Annotated in this window: 12 protein-coding genes and 2 pseudogenes; 10 read left to right on the forward strand and 4 right to left on the reverse strand. The window is 68.5% G+C overall.

Annotated features, from left to right (window positions below; all coding sequences use genetic code 11):
* Window positions 1–4: 4 nt before the first annotated feature.
* Window positions 5–805 (reverse strand): universal stress protein, encoded by an 801-nt coding sequence (locus DYE23_RS06000; protein ID WP_115326746.1) that lies wholly within the window; start codon window positions 803–805, stop codon window positions 5–7.
* A gap of 77 nt (window positions 806–882) precedes the next feature.
* Window positions 883–3,165, reverse strand: a complete 2,283-nt coding sequence (ppsA, locus tag DYE23_RS06005; RefSeq protein WP_115326747.1) for a phosphoenolpyruvate synthase — start codon at window positions 3,163–3,165, stop codon at window positions 883–885.
* A 174-nt stretch (window positions 3,166–3,339) separates the two neighbouring features.
* Between ppsA and otsB the strand changes: the two genes are divergently transcribed.
* From otsB to DYE23_RS06020, 3 genes are all read left to right on the forward strand, one after another.
* Window positions 3,340–6,900, forward strand: a complete 3,561-nt coding sequence (gene otsB / locus DYE23_RS06010) for a trehalose-phosphatase (protein ID WP_115326748.1) — start codon at window positions 3,340–3,342, stop codon at window positions 6,898–6,900.
* An 80-nt stretch (window positions 6,901–6,980) separates the two neighbouring features.
* Window positions 6,981–9,026 (forward strand): erythromycin esterase family protein, encoded by a 2,046-nt coding sequence (locus DYE23_RS06015; RefSeq protein WP_172527715.1) that lies wholly within the window; start codon window positions 6,981–6,983, stop codon window positions 9,024–9,026.
* Entirely contained in the window at window positions 9,023–9,970 is a 948-nt protein-coding gene (locus DYE23_RS06020; protein WP_011895815.1) for a 1-phosphofructokinase family hexose kinase, read from the forward strand. Before DYE23_RS06015 ends, DYE23_RS06020 begins: the two co-directional genes overlap by 4 nt.
* A 34-nt stretch (window positions 9,971–10,004) precedes the next feature.
* Here DYE23_RS06020 and DYE23_RS06025 read toward each other — a convergent pair whose 3' ends face one another.
* Window positions 10,005–10,433 (reverse strand): DUF5709 domain-containing protein, encoded by a 429-nt coding sequence (locus DYE23_RS06025; protein WP_115328877.1) that lies wholly within the window; start codon window positions 10,431–10,433, stop codon window positions 10,005–10,007.
* Window positions 10,434–10,621: 188 nt separating this feature from the next.
* On the opposite strand from DYE23_RS06025, the gene DYE23_RS06030 reads away from it, so the two are divergent.
* The 7 genes and pseudogenes from DYE23_RS06030 to DYE23_RS06055 all read left to right on the forward strand — a co-directional run bounded on the left by DYE23_RS06030 (window position 10,622) and on the right by DYE23_RS06055 (window position 16,213).
* Complete coding sequence (locus tag DYE23_RS06030) at window positions 10,622–11,449, forward strand: universal stress protein (protein WP_011895813.1); 828 nt, start codon at window positions 10,622–10,624, stop codon at window positions 11,447–11,449.
* 124 nt (window positions 11,450–11,573) lie between these two features.
* A complete protein-coding gene (locus DYE23_RS06035; RefSeq protein ID WP_011895812.1) occupies window positions 11,574–11,846 on the forward strand; it encodes a hypothetical protein in 273 nt (90 codons plus the stop codon).
* A gap of 198 nt (window positions 11,847–12,044) precedes the next feature.
* A pseudogene (locus DYE23_RS31255) lies at window positions 12,045–12,464 on the forward strand (AMP-binding protein); the annotation flags it as partial.
* Window positions 12,462–12,662, forward strand: a pseudogene (locus tag DYE23_RS31260) (acyl carrier protein); the annotation flags it as partial. The pseudogenes DYE23_RS31255 and DYE23_RS31260, both read left to right, overlap by 3 nt.
* 317 nt (window positions 12,663–12,979) lie before the next feature.
* Window positions 12,980–14,179: an alpha/beta hydrolase family protein gene (locus DYE23_RS06045; RefSeq protein WP_013472674.1), complete on the forward strand. Its 1,200-nt coding sequence runs from the start codon at window positions 12,980–12,982 to the stop codon at window positions 14,177–14,179.
* Between the two features lie 2 nt (window positions 14,180–14,181).
* Window positions 14,182–14,910, forward strand: a complete 729-nt coding sequence (locus DYE23_RS06050; RefSeq protein ID WP_011895808.1) for a ZIP family metal transporter — start codon at window positions 14,182–14,184, stop codon at window positions 14,908–14,910.
* Between the two features lie 31 nt (window positions 14,911–14,941).
* Window positions 14,942–16,213 carry a hemolysin family protein gene (locus DYE23_RS06055; protein WP_115326750.1) on the forward strand — a complete coding sequence of 424 codons (1,272 nt, stop codon included), beginning with the start codon at window positions 14,942–14,944 and terminating at the stop codon, window positions 16,211–16,213.
* A gap of 1 nt (window position 16,214) precedes the next feature.
* Here the strand turns inward: DYE23_RS06055 and DYE23_RS06060 are convergent, their stop codons facing one another.
* Window positions 16,215–17,096 (reverse strand): universal stress protein, encoded by an 882-nt coding sequence (locus tag DYE23_RS06060; protein ID WP_115326751.1) that lies wholly within the window; start codon window positions 17,094–17,096, stop codon window positions 16,215–16,217.
* Window positions 17,097–17,153: the final 57 nt, after the last annotated feature.

Consider the following 17,153-nt stretch of genomic DNA (forward strand, 5'->3'; position numbering starts at 1 on the left):
GGGATCAGGACCGGACGACCAGCGCCGAGGACGCGCCGTGCCGGAGCGCGGAACGGCCGTGGCCGACGATCTGGGCGACCTCGTCGGCCTCGTCGTCCCCGAGCACCGCGAGGAGCACCGGCTCGTCGTGCTTCTTCAGAAAGTGTGCGACGTCGGCCCGGTTCGCGGTCGGGTACACGTGCACCTGCGGATAGCGTTCGTGCCACGGCCGGATGCGTTGTTCGAGCACCTCCGCCGACGCCGCGGTCCGGCCGTCACCGAGAACCAGCACGGGAGCGTGGCGCAACGCCGCCTCCTGCAGGGCGTGCTCGACGACGGCGTCGTTGTGCGGCCGGTCGTTGACCGCCACGATGATCCAGTTGGGCGTGTCCACGCCGACCCTCGACTCGGGCCGGATCACCGCGACGGGACAGCGGGCCGCCGCGGCCACATCGGCCGCGGTGGAGCCGAGAATCGAACGGGCATAACGGCCGATGCCGACCGAACCGACACACACCATCTGCGCGTGCTCGGACAACGCGACCAGCGCCTGGGTGGCCGGCCCGTCCACGATCTCGGTTTCGACGTCGACGGACTCACCTGTCGATTGCACGAGAACCTGTGCCTCACGCAGACTTTGACGGCCATGCCGGACATCCTCGGCGTACTCGGCGGCGCTGCGGTCCGACGGTTTGGTCACGTAGACCAGCCGCAGCGTGGTCCCGCGTGCGGCGGCTTCGTCCACGGCCCACAACGCGGCACCCAGCGCCGCGGCGGATCCGTCGATGCCGGCGACCACCGGCATGTCGCTGTTCGCGGTTGTCATCGCGTTCTCCGTTCTGCCGGTGCCTCACTCACGCTAGGGAACCCCGGTGAGGGGGCCTAGGGTCATTGGTCCTCCGGTCAGGACCGGGCGGCGGCGAGCATGATGCGCCGCTCCGCCGCGGCGATCACCCTGCGGGTGGCGTCGACGGCGTCGGGGTTCACCGACACCGAGGTGATGCCGAGCCGCACCAGGTGTTCGGCGAAGGCCGGGTTGGTCGACGGCGCCTGGCCGCACAACGAGGAGGTGATGCCGAACTTGTTGGCGGTCTCGATGATCCGCCGGATGGCGTGCAGCACCGCCGGATCGGATTCGTCGAACAGCTCGGCGCACACGTCGGAGTCGCGGTCGACACCGAGCACCAGCTGGGTCAAGTCGTTGCTGCCGATGGACACCCCGTCGATGCCCATGCCGATGTACTCGGGCAGCCAGTGCACCACCGAGGGCACCTCGGCCATGACCCACCGGTGCAGACCCCGTTGGCGTCCCAGCGGACTCGCGTCGACCAGCGACAGGCACTCCTCGAGTTCCCAGCGGGTACGCACGAACGGGATCATCAACGCGACGTTCGGGGAGCGCTCGCGCACCCGGGCCAGCGCCTCCAGCTCGAGGGCGAACAGGTCGGGCTCTTTGATATAGCGGTAGCACCCGCGGAAGCCGATCATCGGATTGTGTTCCACCGGCTCGTATTCGGCACCGCCGGTCAGGCCGCGGAACTCGTTGCTGCGGAAGTCGGTGGCCCGGTACACCACAGGGCGGGGCGAGAACGCCGCGGCGATCCTGCCGACCGAATCCACCATCTTCTCGACCAGCATGTTCTGCTCGCCGCGCGCGATCAGATCACGGGGGTGGCGGCCGCCGAGCGCCTCGGTCAGCATGAACTCCGCGCGCAGCAGTCCCACGCCGTCAACCGGTTGGGCCGCAACGGTTTCCGCGCTCTCCGGCATGGCGAGATTCACATAGACCCGGGTTCCGGTGACCTCCGCGGTCACCGGTGCCGGGGCGCTGCGCGGCGAGACCGTCATCTGCGGGGCCGGCTCGGTGACTCCCGACGCCACCTCGCCGCGGGCGCCGTCGACGGTGACGGTGGTCCCGTCGTGCAGGTCCCGGGTCCCCGTGCGGGTACCGACGATGCACGGGACGCCGAGTTCGCGGGCGACGATCGCGGCGTGGCAGGTCATGCCCCCGGTATCGGTGACCAGCGCGGCGGCCCGCCGGATCGTCGGCAGCCAGTCGGGATTGGTCATCTGCGCGACGAGGATCTCGCCCTCCTGCAGGCGGTGCCCCTCGTCGGGTGTCTGCAGCACCCGTACCTTGCCCGATGCGATGCCCGGCGCCGCGGCGAGCCCGCGGGCCAGCACGACGTGTTCGGTCCGCGCCGGCGGAGTGGTGTGTCCGAGGGTGGTGATCGGCCGGGCCTGGACGAGGTAGGCGGCGCCGTCGGCGATGGCCCACTCGGTGTCCTGCGGGCAGCCGTTGTGGCGTTCGGTGGCGATCGCGAGCTCGGCGACGGAATGCAGTTCCTCGTCGGTCAGCACCCGGGACGCCGCGGTGGCGTCGTCGAGTTGCACGACCGTGTCGCTGCCGTCCTCGCCGCGCACGATCTTGAAGGTCTTGTTGCCCAGCCGGACGTCGATCGGTTCCATGGTCTCCTTGGACACCACGTAGGTGTCGGGTTCCACCGAGCCCGACACGACCACCTCGCCGAGACCGAACGCCGCCTCGATCACCACCCGGTCGCGGGCCCCGGTGCTCGGGTCGGCGGTGAAGGCCACCCCGGACTTCTCGGAGTCGATCATCTTCTGCACCACGACGGCCATCGCCGGCGTGCCGAGGAAGCCCCGGCTGGCCCGGTAGGTGATGACGCGCGGACTGAACAGCGACATCCAGCACCGTGTCACGGCGGTCACCAGGCCGTCGTCGCCGGTGATGTTGGTCAGGGTGGCGTTCATGCCCGCGAACGACGCGTCGGCACCGTCCTCGCCGGTGGCCGAGGACCGCACGGCGACGACAGCGCCGGGCCCCATCGCGTGGTAGGCCGCCAGCATGTCCGCGGCGGTGGCATCGTCGACGCCGGCCTTGCGCACCAGACCCTGCATGCGTTCACAGAGCTCGCCGAGTCGTGCGGTGTCGGCGACGTCGTCGAGCGCCTCCCGGTGCAAGCTCGCCAGCTCCGCGTCGACCCCCCCGGCGCGCATGGAGTCCCGGTAGCAGTCACGGAGCAGGACGAAACCGGGCGGTACCGGCAGCTTCGCAGCGACGAGTTCGCCCATGTTGGCGCCCTTGCCGCCGGCCTCCTCGGCGTCACCGATGGACAGGGCCGAGATGTCGCAGACGTGGGTGTTCCGGGTTCCTGATTCCATGGGGTCAAGCGTGCACCTCCGCAGGGGCCCGGCGGAACGTTCTGACGTCGCTTCTGGTCGGCCGAAGGTCCCGACTTCGAAAGGGCTTAAGTCCCTTGGCGGGCGGCGACACCCGGAAAAGGACTTCGTCCCCTTCCGGTATGGGTGCCGGGCCGCTGCCATGGAGGGATGGGAATGCCGGTGTTCATCGATCCGCGCCACCACGACGCGGTGATCTTCGAGGTCGACGATCCGGTGGCCGACGAAGTGGCGCTGTCCGCCTCGCAGGGGGATCTGGCGCGTCGGCTCACCGCAGCCGGAATCGGCGTCGGCTGTGCCGAGTCGGCGATGCTTCGGGAGACCGCACGACGTCTCGGGGTGCACCCGGGGCGCTGCGTCGTCGTCGCAGGGGGAGAAGCGGGGGTCAGGACCGCGCGCGCGGGTGGGTTCGCGCTGATCGTCGGCATCGACCGGGCGGAGCGCGCCGAGGATCTCCGGAGCTGTGGCGCCGACGTGGTGGTGCCCGATCTCGTCGCGGTGACGGTCCGTGACGGTTACCGACGGATGTCGGAGCTCGCCGATGCGCTGCAGTCCTACGGCGAGATCGTGCCGCTGGCCGAGACACGTACCCCCGTCGTACTGCTGGACTTCGACGGGACACTGTCCGACATCGTGGGCGATCCCGACACGGCCGCCCTGGTGCCCGGGGCGCGGTCGGTCCTCGACGCGTTGGCGGCGCGCTGCCCCGTCGCCGTGGTCAGCGGACGTGCGCTGGCCGACATCCGGGATCGCATCGGCGTCCCCGGTATCTGGTACGCCGGCAGCCACGGCTTCGAACTCTGTTCGCCCGACGGCGGGATCCAGGAGAACGAGGCGGGCCTGGAAATAGTGCGCGTACTCGCCGGCGCGCTGGCCGAGGTGCGTGAGCGGGTCGGCGCAGTAGATGGTGTGCTGATCGAGGACAAGCGGTTCTCGATCGCGGTGCACTATCGCAACGTCGCCGCGGAATCCGTCGACGAGGTCGTCACCGCGGTCCGGAACATCGCACAGTGCAACGGATTACGGGCTGATGGTGGGCGCAGGGTGGTCGAGCTGAAACCGGACACCGGTTGGCACAAGGGCCGGGCGGTCGAATGGATCCTCGACCGCATCGACGGCGACGAGCTTCTGCTACCCGTGTACATCGGGGACGACCTCACCGACGAGGACGGCTTCGACGCCGTGCGGCTGCGCGGGATCGGAGTCGCGGTGCGCAGCGCCGAATCGGGAGATCGCCGATCGGCCGCCCGGTTCGCCCTCGACAGTCCGGCGGCCGTCTGCGCCTTCCTTGCCCGGTTGTCGGACCAGCTCGCCGTCGAGCAGGACCTCACCAACGATCCGTGGACGCTGACGTTCGGCGGTTATCTGCCCGAAGACGAAAGGCTGCGGGAGGCGCTGTGCACGCTGGGTAACGGCTATCTCGCGACCCGGGGCGCCGCTCCCGAGTGCGACGCGAGCCGCCTGCACTACCCGGCGACGTATGTGGCCGGCATCTACAACCGGCTCTTCGACGAGATCGCCGGGACGACCGTCGACAACGAGAGCCTGGTGAATCTGCCCAACTGGCTACCGGTGACCTTCCGCGTCGACGGCGGGGCGTGGTTCGACATCGATGCGGTGGAATTCACGTCCTACGTCACCACGCTGGACCTGCGCCGGGCTACGCTGACGCGCGAGTTCGTGATGCGGGATCAGGCCGGCCGCATCACCCGGATCCGGCAGCGCCGACTGGTGGCGATGCACCGGCCGCACGTGGCGGCGATGGCGACGACCGTGCGTGCCGAGAACTGGTCGGGGAGGCTGCAATTGCGGTCCGTGCTCGACGGGGGTGTCGAGAATCTGGGTGTCGAACGGTACCGGGCGCTGTCGTCCCGGCACCTGACCGTCGACGCCATGCGCGAACTGTCCCGTGATGCCGTGCTTCTGCAGACCCACACGGGGGAGTCGCAGATCCAGATCGCCGTCGCCGCACGCCACCGCGTGACCGGCGGGGAACCGGAGTCCGTGGACCAGAGGGTATTCCGGGACGACTGCCGGATCGGGCACGACATCGAGGTCGTTGTCACCGCGGGGCAGGCGGTCACGCTGGAGAAGGTGATCGCGGTGTACACCGGTCGGGACCACGGCATGTCCGGGCCCGTGACGGCTGCCGAGCGCGAGATCGCCGGCGCGGACACCTTCGACCGGCTGGAGGACGGACATCGGCTGGCCTGGGCCCACCTGTGGGAGCGCTTCAACATCGACATGGGACACGACCCGAATCTGCTGCGTCTCGTCCGCCTACACCAGTTGCACCTGCTGCAGACCCTGTCGCCCCACACCGCGGACCTCGATGTCGGGGTGCCTGCGCGGGGACTGCACGGTGAGGCCTACCGCGGGCATGTCTTCTGGGACGAGCTGTTCGTCTTCCCCGTGCTGAACATGCGGTTGCCCAAGGTCACCCGGTCCCTGCTGCTGTACCGCTATCGGCGGCTCCCCGAGGCCCGGCGTGCCGCAGCCGAGGCAGAATACGCCGGGGCGATGTTCCCGTGGCAGTCCGGTAGCGACGGACGCGAGGAAAGTCAACGGCTGCACCTGAATCCGCGTTCGGGCCGGTGGAATCCCGACGCCAGCGCCCGCGCCCATCACGTGGGTCTGGCCATCGCCTTCAACATCTGGCAGCACTACCAGGTCACCGGGGACATCGGCTTTCTCATCGACTACGGCGCCGAGATGCTGGTGGAGATCACCAAGTTCTGGGTGAGTGCGGCGAACCTGGACCCGCACCGCGACCGATATGTGATCCGCGGTGTCATCGGACCGGATGAGTTCCATTCCGGTTATCCGGGAAGGGAATACGACGGAGTCGACAACAACGCCTACACCAACCTGATGGCGGTGTGGGTGATCGTGCGGACACTGGAGGCCCTCGAGCGGTTGCCGTTGTCCTACCGGCTGGCGCTTCTGGAGACGGTCGGCGTCGGAGACGAGGACCTGGCGCACTGGGAGGACGTCAGCCGCCGGATGTTCGTGCCGTTCCACGACGGGGTCATCACGCAGTTCGAAGGGTATGACCGACTGCGCGAACTCGATTGGGAGGCCTACCGCAACCGCTACGACGATCTGCAGCGGCTGGACCGCATCCTCGAAGCCGAGGGCGACAGCGTCAACAACTATCGGGCGGGCAAGCAGGCCGACACGTTGATGCTGTTCTATCTGTTGTCGGCCGACGAACTCTACGAGTTGTTCGACCGCCTCGGGTACAACTTCGCACCGGAACAGATTCCGGCCACCATCGACTACTACCAGAAGCGCACCTCACACGGATCGACCCTGAGCGCAGTGGTGCACTCCTGGGTGCTGGCCCGTGGTGACCGCCGTGAAGCCATGCACTACTTCCGCCGGGTGCTGGCCTCCGACGTCGTCGACATCCAGCGCGGCACCACCGCCGAGGGGATCCACCTGGCGGCGATGGCCGGCAGCATCGACCTGCTGCAGCGGTGTTTCACCGGGTTGGAGCTGCGCCGGGACCGGATCGTGGTCGGGCCGATGTGGCCCGAACCGCTCGGCAGGCTGGCCTTCACGTTCCGCTACCGCGGGCACCGGCTCCGGCTGACCGTGTTGGGACGGTCCTCGACCCTGAGCGCCGAGCCCAGCGAAGCCTCACCGATCCTCGTCGAATGCCGTGGTCAGGCACAGACTCTCGTCGCTGGTGGGACGGTCGAGTTCACCCGGTGACCGGAGTGGCCCTGGCGGCGGCCGAAGAAAGTGACTTTGTGCCACAGATTTCGGCACCGGGCCGCGAATACCGTGACTACATGACCACAGCGCGACGGGCCGCCAGCGACCAGCCGAGACGAGTGTTCCGCGACCGGCGCGAGGCAGGGCAGGCGCTCGCCGGTCTGCTCGGCGGATACCGCGGGCGAGAGAACGTCGTCGTCCTCGGGTTGGCCCGGGGCGGGATTCCGGTGGCCTGGGAGGTGGCTGCGGCACTGGGTGCGCCCCTGGATGCGTTCATCGTGCGCAAGCTCGGAGCGCCCGGTCACGACGAGTTCGCGATGGGCGCACTGGCGAGCGGTGGGCGGGTCGTCGTCAACGACGACGTGGTGCGCGCGTTGCGGGTCTCGCCTCAGCAGCTGCGGGACGTCGCTGAGCGTGAGGGTCGCGAACTGCTGCGCCGGGAGGCGGCCTATCGCGCCGGGCGTCCACCATTGGAGTTGGCCGGAAAGACGGTGATTGTGGTGGACGACGGGCTGGCCACCGGGTCGAGCATGTTCGCCGCCGTCCAGGCGCTGCAGGAGATGGATCCCGCCGAGGTCGTCATCGCGGTGCCCGCCGCTCCGGAATCGACGTGTCGAGAGTTCGCCGCCATCGTCGACGACGAGGTGTGCGCGTCGATGCCGACGCCGTTTCTTGCCGTGGGGGAGTCGTTCTGGGACTTCCGCCAGGTCACCGACGACGAGGTGCGCGAACTGCTCGAGACGCCGACGGTCGGTTTCGCCACGGCGCGGATCCGGTTGGCCGAGACCCCGGCCGAGGTCATCGACCGGTGCGCCGTCGACGCTCCTGCGGGAATCCCGCCTCTTGAGGCCCTCGACGAGCTCATCGGAGACGCGCGCATCGTACTGATCGGCGAGAGCTCCCACGGCACAGAGGAGTTCTACGCCGCGCGCGCGGAGATCACGAAGTGGTTGATCGAGGAGAAGGGTTTCTGCGGGGTTGCTGCCGAAGCCGACTGGCCCGACGCCTACCGGGTGAACCGCTATGTACGTGGCCAGGCCGGAGACGGCTCGGCCGAGGAGGCGCTGCGCGGATTCGAACGTTTCCCTGCCTGGATGTGGCGCAACACCGTGGTTCGAGATTTCGTCGCGTGGTTGCGGGCCCGCAACGCCGACCGCCGCGCGCAGGGCAGGCGCGAGGCGGGGTTCTACGGACTGGACCTCTACAGCCTGCACCGCTCGATGCAGGAGGTCATCGACTTCCTGGACCGCGTGGATCCGGATGCGGCACAGCGTGCGCGCGAGCGATATTCGTGCTTCGACCACTCCTCGGGCGACGACGGTCAGGCCTACGGCTTCGCGGCCGCGTTCGGGGCCGGCCTATCCTGCGAGCACCAGGCCGTGGAACAGCTCGTCGAAATGCACCGCAGCGCAGTGGAGTACGCACGTCGTGACGGACTGCTCGCCGAGGACGAACTGTTCTATGCCCAGCAGAACGCGCAGACGGTCCGAGATGCGGAGGTGTACTACCGGTCGATGTTCGGTGGCAGGGTCACCTCGTGGAATCTGCGCGACCGCCACATGGCCGAGACGCTGGAGGCGCTGCTGCGACATCTGGACCGGCAGGGCGGCAGCGAGCCGGCACGGATCGTGGTGTGGGCGCACAACTCCCACGTCGGGGATGCCCGGGCCACCGAAGTCGGAGCCGACGGTCAACTCACACTCGGACAGCTCGCGCGTGAGAAGTTCGGCGACCATGTCCGGCTGATCGGCTACACCACCTACACGGGGACTGTGACGGCGGCGAGCGAGTGGGGCGGGCTCGCCGAGCGCAAAGCGGTCCGGCCGGCGCTCAACGGCAGCGTGGAGGAGCTCTTCCACGAGGTCGATCGGCCCGCGTTCCTGGTGTCACCCCTGATCAGCCACGCGGCCGCCGAGCCGCTGGACGCCGTCCGCCTCGGGCGCGCGATCGGGGTCATCTACCTGCCCGCGACGGAACGGCAGAGCCACTACTACCACGTGCGGCCCTCCGAACAGTTCGACGGAATCATCCACATCGACAGGACGACCGCGCTCGAGCCGCTGGAGGTCACCAGCACCTGGGCGGCCGGAGAGACACCCGAGACCTACCCCACCGGCCTATGAGCGGCACGGCTGCGATCGTGACGTTGACGATGAACACCGCGCTCGACGTCACCGCCGATGCGGACAATGTCGTTCCGACGGAGAAGATCCGTTGTCGCGCAGAGCGATACGATGCCGGCGGCGGTGGGGTCAACGTGGCCCGCTTCGCCCACGCACTGGGCGCCCCGGTGTCGGCGGTGTTCACCGCCGGTGGATCCACCGGCGCCCGCGTGATCGACCTCGTGCATGCCACCGGGGTCTGCGAGATTCCGGTCCTCATCGAGGGTGGCACCCGGGAGAGCTTCACCGTCAACGATCGGGCCAGTGGTCGGCAGTATCGCTTCGTACTCCCCGGTCCCGTGCTCAGTCTCGGTGAACAGGCGCGGTGCCTGGAGGCGCTTCGACGCGCTGCGGGCACAGCCGGGATCGTCGTCGCGAGCGGAAGCCTTCCGCCGGGGGTGCCGCCCGACTTCTATCAGCGTGTCGCCGACATCTGCAGTGACGTCGGCGCAATGCTGGTTCTGGACACGTCCGGAGGCGGATTGCGCCACGTCACCTCCGGGGTGCACCTGCTCAAGCCGAGCATCCGGGAGCTTCGCGAATGCCTGGATCGGCCGCTGCACACGGAACCCGAACAAATCGCCGCCGCACGCGAACTCATCGACCGAGGTGCGGCCAAAGTTGTGGTGGTGTCTCTGGGCGCAGACGGGGCACTGCTGGTCACACCCGATGACAGCGAACGCCTTTCAGCCGTCCCGATGACCTCGGTCAGTTGTGTGGGCGCGGGCGATGCGCTGGTCGCCGGAGTCGCCGTCGGGCTTGCGCGCCGCTGGCCCCTCGGGCGGGCGGTGCGGTTCGGAATCGCCGCCGCCTCAGCGAAGCTGCAGACGCCGGGCACCGCGGCGTTCCACCGCGACGACGTCGAGCGCTATTTCGTCACGCAGGCGGCACATTCGGAGGCCTGACCCAGAGCGCGACGGTGGTCCAGATGCGGGCGGCTCAGTCACCGTCCTCGACGATGTCCTCGACGATGTGGACCGCGGCTTCCTCGGCAGAGGCCGCGCCACCGCTGATGCCGACGTCGTCGGCGATCAACTCGGCGTCGATGTCGGGGCCGAACCCCTGATCCGGCGCCACCAGACGCCCCGCCCGGCGGCCACCCACCTCGCGGTGCTCCGGGAACTCGGCCTCCCGCTCCGCGTCGTCCGAGCGTTGCAGCTCGGCATCGTCGAACAGAGAGTTCAAACGGGCTGCGGGGTCCTCTTCGTCGGCGAAATGCCCGCGTTCGTAGGCTCTTTCAGGAGGGGAGTAGCCCTCGTCCAGGACATCGTCGACACCTCGGTCCACGAGGGTGTCCTCGGGTTGGAGCTGGTTGTCGTCGTCGACGCTGTACTCGCCCTCTGCCGCAGCGAAATCCGATGTGCTCATCCCGTCGTCCATGCGGCCGGTTCCCCTCAGTGCGCTGTGTATCGGGCGTTTCCCGCTCACCTGGAGTCTGACCGCACGCCACCGGCGGTTCCAGAGGTCTTTTGGCATCAGATTCGAGTCCAAGGACTCCTCTTCTCGGTCCGCGACCGCCATACCGTCGGTGGATAACCCCTGTGAAAGGAGCCGGCATGACCGACGAAGCGGCACCCTACGGCATCGTCGTGGGGGCGGACGGCTCACCGTCATCCCTGTCAGCTGTGCGCTGGGCGGCCACCGAAGCAGGCCTCCGGCACCTTCGGCTCACCGTCGCCCACGTGCACGAGGGGTCGGGAGCGGATGAGGCGGACAGTGTGCTGGACGAGGCGACGGCAGAGGCACGGAACGCTGCGGGCGTCGACGGACCGGATGTCGAGGGCCGCCGGCTGACGGGTCAGCCGGCGGCCGAGCTCGTCGAGCTGTCCGGGGACGCGCAGCTGGTGGTGGTCGGCAGCCGCGGCCGGACGGGGCGATCCCCGGGTTCGGTCGGGCTGGGTCTTCTGCATCACGCCCGGTGCCCGGTGGTGGTCGTCCACGACGACCTCGCGCCGAGGAACCGGCCGGGGCGCAGGCCGGTCCTCGTCGGCATCGACGGTTCGAAGACTTCGCTGCACGCAGCGGCGATCGCGTTCGAGGAGGCATCACGACGGTCGGTCGATCTGCTGGCGTTGCACGTGTGCAAGGACGCGGACACCGGGGGCCCACACGACCATCGGATGACGATCCTGGAGGAAGAGGCCGCCGACTTCCTGCGCGAGACACTGGCCGATCTGCAGCAGCGGTTCCCGGAAGTGGTCGTGCGGCCGCTGATCCGTTTCGCGAATCCGACTCGGCAGCTGCTGGTTCAGGCGGAGCGCTCACAGCTCGTCGTCGTCGGTAGCCACGGCCGGGGCGCTATCGCCGGCAGGCTGCTCGGATCGGTGAGCGCGGCGGTCGCAGAAGGTTGCCGCATCCCGGTGATCGTCGCGCGGCGGACATAGGCGCCTGCATGCCTCTCCGCCACCGGCATCGGCACGTCTGCGCGCGATGGTGACTTTCGTCTCTATCGCCGACGGCGGCCTGTGGAACACGATGAGGTCGATCCACTTCCGGAGGAGAGCGACCATGCCCGCGACGTCAACCGATCACCTCGCCCTGACCCGGCGGCAACTCGATGACATCGCATGGCAGTTTCTGCGCTCGGAGTTCACCGGCGACATCTATGCGCAGTGGTCCCTGGACCGCAGCCTCGACGTCTTCCTCCTCCATCGCGGATTCCGCAAGCTGCACGACAACGGGTCCGCGTACAGCGCGCTGATGGAACGGGTGATGGCCAATCTCGGCACCGCTGCGCGTCTCGGGCTGCTGCGGCGGCCCAGCGTCGAGGCGAAGCCATGACCGTCATCCACAAGTCGCCCGAGGACTGGCGGGTCACCCCGAATCTCGTTGACTACGAAAACACCTGCACCACTTTTCGCTGGGACGCGGCACCCGACGTGTGTGCGGGTATGGGTGACGGACTGTGCAACATCGCTTACGCGGCAGTGGACCGTCACGCCGGGGGGGTCGGCGGGCGGACGCACCGCGCTGCGCTTCGTGTCGGAGTCCGCACTGACCGGCGAGACCAGTGTCCGTGATCTCGAATATTCTGAGTTAGCTTCTCTATCAAGCAGATTCACCGCCGTGCTGCGAGCGCTCGGCGTGGGCAAGGGCGACCGGGTCTTCACGCTCCTGGGTCGCTGCCCGGAGCTCTACGTGACGATTCTCGGAGCGCTGCGCAACGGCAGCGTGGTGTCGCCGTTGTTCTCCGCGTTCGGTCCAGAACCCGTCGCGACACGACTCAGACTCGGTGATGCACATGTGCTGGTCACGACCAGGGCGATGTATCGGAAAAAGGTTGCCGACAGCCGAAGTGCGTTGACCTCGCTCAAGCACGTCCTCCTCATCGACGAGGACATCGACGACGACATCGGTGAGGAGGAGGGGGCCACGGCGACGGGTTTCTGGCGGTGGATGGAGGCGACCCCCGACGGCGCCCCGATCGAGCCGACCACCGCCGACGACCCTGCGCTGTTGCTGCTCCGCGACCAGGTGGATCTCGATTCCATGGACTGGTTGAACTTCCTTGTCGGGATCCACAAGAGGCTTCATGTCGATATTCCCGAAGCCGACTATCGGAAGCTGCGCACGCTGGCCGACGTCGTCGGATACGTCGCGCACCTGCCCGCTCCCGACGCCGATCTGACCGCGGAACTCGAAGCCGTCGCGGCGGACGCCCATGATGCGGCGCACATGTGCCTGGCGGTGCTCGAACAATCCCTCAACAGCTACGACGCCGAATTCACCACCCGCGTCGACCAGGCGGACCGGCATCTGAAAGAGGCTGTGGCCGTCGTCAATCGCCAGCTGGCGCAGGAGTCCCGGTCGTCGCGTGGCTGACCGGCGGTCCTTCGGTGGGTGTGGACTTTGTCCCTTGCACTGGTGACCAAGGACCCCTGCTCGGCGTGCGACTCCGGCGTTAGCGTGGGGATGTGACACCGTCGCTGCGCGATACGTTCGGTCCTCTCACCAGGGTCGGTGGTTACTATGCGCGGTCGTGGCGGGATTACCTGGAAGGGGATTCCCCGCGCGTGCCGATTGCCCGCCCGACGGTGGGACTCGCTGTCGAGGCGTTGCGCGACGAGGTGGTTCTGTTCGGGTTGAGGGCTCGCCGACCGCTGAGTGATCCCGCGTCCTTCGAGAGGATCCACGACGAGGTCGTCGCGGCGCTGGACTTCTACGGCGGCCGTGGATGTCTGGCCGATCCCGCCCGATTCTTCACCACACCGGATGCGCTCGCCGACGTCGAGGTGACGCCCGTGCGCAGGCGCAACCACACCTATGCCCGGTTGCGTTGGGAGAGCGGCTATCACCCGCTCGCCGGCGAGCCCGGCGGCGACCGCTGGATGACCTACACCGCGAACCGCCGGGGTTACGCGCTCATGCTGCGACACCCGGAACCGCGACCCTGGTTGATGTGCATCCACGGCACCGAGATGGGGCGCGCGGCATTGGATCTGGCGCTCTTCCGGGCCTGGTATCTGCATGAGGAGCTGGGACTCAACGTGATGCTGCCGGTGCTGCCCATGCACGGGCCGCGAGGAAGGGGACTGCCCAAGGGGGCGGTGTTCCCCGGTGAGGATGTCCTCGACGACATTCACGCCACCGCGCACGCGGTGTGGGACATCCGGGCCCTGCTGGGCTGGATCCGCGCCGAGAACCCGGGTGCGGACATCGGGGTATACGGACTGTCACTGGGCGGATTCATCGCCGGGTTGCTGGCCGGCCTCGACGACGGTCTCACCTGCGCGGTGCTCGGCGTCCCCGTCGCCGATCTCATCGATCTGTTGAGCCGCCATTCGGGGCTCGGTCGCGACGACCCGCGGCGGCGGACGATCCTGCTCGCCGCTCCGCTCGGCCGGATGATCTCACCGTTGTCGTTGCCGCCCCTGGTTCCGATGTCCGGTCGTTTCATCTACGCGGGTCTGGCCGACCAGGTGGTGCACCCCCGTGAGCAGGTCGTCCGGTTGTGGGAGCACTGGGGCCGGCCGAACATCGAGTGGTATCACGGGGGACACACCGGGTTCTTCCAGTCCCGGCCGGTGCAGCACTTCGTCACCGATGCGTTGGTGCGGTCCGGCCTCGTCACCGGAATCGGCCGGCCGCAATCCCCGGACGCGGCCACGGGCTGAAAGTGCTGCTGTGGATCGTCGCGGCAGGGCTGGCGATGAGCGCGTTGGCGCTGGTGGGCAGCCTCGCTCTGCTGATCCCTGACCGGTTGTTCACGCGGGTGGTGCTGCCGTTGGTCGCGCTGGCGGCCGGGGCTCTGCTCGGCGGCGCCATGTTCCACATGCTGCCTGAGGCGATCGAGATCGTCGGTGACAGCACGACCGTCTTCGCGTGGTGCGCCGCGGGGATTGTCAGCTTCCACGTGCTGGAGCAGTTCTTGAACTGGCATCACTGCCACCGGCCGGTCAGCCGGCACCGGCCGCTGGGCTACCTGATCCTGGTGGCCGACGGGTTGCACAACCTCATCGGTGGTCTGGCGGTCGGGAGTGCGTTCGTCGTCGACATCAAGCTCGGCATCGTCACCTGGCTGGTGGCTGCGGCACACGAGATCCCCCAGGAGCTCGGAGATTTCGGAATCCTTGTGCACAGTGGCTGGACGCCGTCGCGGGCGCTGTTCTACAACGTGGTGTCCGCGCTGACTTTCCTGGTCGGCGCACTGCTGGCCTACGCCTTCGCAGGGCGACTCGACGTGGAGGTCCTCGTCCCGTTCGCGGCGGGCAACTTCATCTACATCGCGCTGGCCGACCTGCTGCCTGAGATCGCGACCACGCCGGCTCTGCGCGACAAACTGTTCTACAGCACGACTTTCGTCATCGGACTGATGCTGTTGTGGGCGGTCGCGCAGTCGGTCTGAGTGCCGTGTCTACGGAGAGGGGTCGCGGATCGTGGACGGGTACTGGCTCGACCTTGCGCTGGTCGCTGTTCTCGTCCTCGTCAACGGGTTGCTGTCGGGCAGTGAGGCGGCATTCATATCCCTGGGGGAGGGACAGCTGCGGGAGATGGAACGCCGGGGGACCCGACGCGACCGCATCGTGGTGGATCTCGCGCGGGAGCCGAACCGCTTTCTGGCGACCATTCAACTCGGGATCACGCTGGCGGGCTTCCTCGCGTCGGCCACCGCGGCGGTGTCGCTCGCCGAACCCGTGGAATCCCGACTGCAGTTTCTCGGCGGCGCCGCGGCAGCGGTGAGCATCGCCGCGGTGACGATAGTCGTCACCGCCTCGACACTGGTCTTCGGCGAACTCGCGCCCAAACGCCTGGGCATGCAGTACGCGCGGCGGTGGGCCGGGTTGGTGGCGCCGCTGCTGAGATTCCTGGCGATCGTCACGAAACCCGTCATCTGGGGTCTCGGGCAGTCGACCGACATCGCCGTGAGGGTTGTGGGCGGCGATCCCGACGTGGGCAAGAAGGAACCCACCTTCGGCGAGCTGCGGGAGTTGATCGCCGGCTACAGCGGACTGAACCCCGAGCAGCGCACCATCATCTCCGGAGCGCTCGAGATTCACGAGCGCGCACTGCGCGAGATCGTCGTGCCGAGGCCCCGGGTGTTCCGCTTGCGTGCGGATCTGCCTGTGCCACAGGCACTTCATGCACTGGCGGCATCGGGGCACACCCGGGCACCCGTCGTACCGGCCGGAGAGCTGGATGACGCCATCGGCGTCGTGCACCTGCGTGATCTGCTGGGTTCCGCGGGGACCGTCGCCGATGTCGCGCGTCCGGCGCTGCTGCTGCCCGACAGCCTGCGGGTCACGGCTGCGCTGAGCCGGCTGATGGACGAGCACGAGCAGTTCGCCCTGGTCATCGGGGAACGCGGGGGCGTCTCCGGCATAGTGGCCCTGGAGGACCTGCTCGAAGAGGTCGTCGGCGAGATCTACGACGAGCAGGACAAGGACATCCGCGCGGCGCGGCTGCTCCCCGACGGCAGCCGAATCCTGCCGGGCTCGTTCCCGGTTCACGACCTCGGCGATGTCGGTGTCGACGGGTCGCGCCTGCCGCGCGGGAACCACACCACGGTCGCGGGTCTGATCCTGGACAGCCTCGGACGCATCCCCGAGGGACCGGGGGACCGTATCGAGATCGGCGGCTACCGATGGGAGGTGACGGCGGTGGACGCACACGCCATCACCGAGGTGCGGGTCGTGCCGTCACCGCACTAGATCATGAGTCGCCCGGGCGCACCACCATCACCGGGGTGGTGGCCGCCTGCACGACGGCTCCACTCACCGAGCCGAGCAACGACCCCGTCACCGCGCCGTAGCCGTGGCTACCGACCACGAGAAGCTGTGCCGCCCCGGATCTCTCGACGAGCCGGCGTGCCGGTTGGTCGCGCACCACGACGAGTTCGACAGGTACGCCCGGATAGCGCCGCTGCCAGTCGGAGAGCTGACGCGATGCCTCCCGCTCGACGTCGGGCCGAACCTCTTCCCAGTCGAACTGCGGCATCTCGAACGCGCCCGGAGACCACCACGCGTGGACTGCGACCAGCCCCACACCCCGCTGGGATGCCTCCTGGAACGCGATCTCGACCGCGGGCGCGGCCGAGGCCGAACCGTCGAAGCCCAGCAGCACCGGTGCATCCGATGCCGGGGCGGACCCGTCGTCGCGCACCACCACGACCGGACAGTGGGCGCGGTGCACGAGGCCCATGCTGGTGCTGCCCAGCACCTTTCGTGCGAGGCCACCGCGTCCCCGGGAACCGACCACCACCATCCCCGCTGTGCGGGACTCTTCGACCAGTGCTGCGGTGGGGGTGGCGACGGCGAACTCCGCGGTCACCGGAATTGCGCCTGCGGTGAGTTTTTCGGCGATTTGTCGGGCGTCGGTGAGGATTTCCTGACCGATCTGGCGCTGCCAGTCGAGGAAGCCGGTCGGCACCGCCACGACCGGCCACGCTCCGATCGGCAGGGTGGCCGCGTACAGGATCACGAGTGGGACGCCGCGCCGTCCGGCCTCGGCGGCGGCCCACTCAAGGGCCGGCTGCGACGACGACAGATCGTCGACGCCGACGACCACCTTGGCGATGTCTGGGGTGAGGGCCATTCCTACTCCTGTGCTCGGGGCGGCAGCGGATCCGAAGCAGGCCGCGACATCAGGCTA

Source organism: Mycolicibacterium gilvum (assembly GCF_900454025.1).
GTDB classification, from domain to species: Bacteria; Actinomycetota; Actinomycetes; order Mycobacteriales; family Mycobacteriaceae; genus Mycobacterium; species Mycobacterium gilvum.

Bases quoted from the DNA above. Each gene is read 5' to 3' on its own strand.
- DYE23_RS06015 (WP_172527715.1), top strand. From the start codon at position 6,981: ATGACCACAGCGCGACGGGCCGCCAGCGACCAGCCGAGACGAGTGTTC.
- otsB (WP_115326748.1), top strand. From the start codon at position 3,340: ATGCCGGTGTTCATCGATCCGCGCCACCACGACGCGGTGATCTTCGAG.
- DYE23_RS06060 (WP_115326751.1), bottom strand. From the start codon at position 17,096: ATGGCCCTCACCCCAGACATCGCCAAGGTGGTCGTCGGCGTCGACGAT.
- DYE23_RS06035 (WP_011895812.1), top strand. From the start codon at position 11,574: ATGCCCGCGACGTCAACCGATCACCTCGCCCTGACCCGGCGGCAACTC.
- DYE23_RS06030 (WP_011895813.1), top strand. From the start codon at position 10,622: ATGACCGACGAAGCGGCACCCTACGGCATCGTCGTGGGGGCGGACGGC.
- ppsA (WP_115326747.1), bottom strand. From the start codon at position 3,165: ATGGAATCAGGAACCCGGAACACCCACGTCTGCGACATCTCGGCCCTG.
- DYE23_RS06020 (WP_011895815.1), top strand. From the start codon at position 9,023: ATGAGCGGCACGGCTGCGATCGTGACGTTGACGATGAACACCGCGCTC.
- DYE23_RS06025 (WP_115328877.1), bottom strand. From the start codon at position 10,433: ATGAGCACATCGGATTTCGCTGCGGCAGAGGGCGAGTACAGCGTCGAC.
- DYE23_RS06000 (WP_115326746.1), bottom strand. From the start codon at position 805: ATGACAACCGCGAACAGCGACATGCCGGTGGTCGCCGGCATCGACGGA.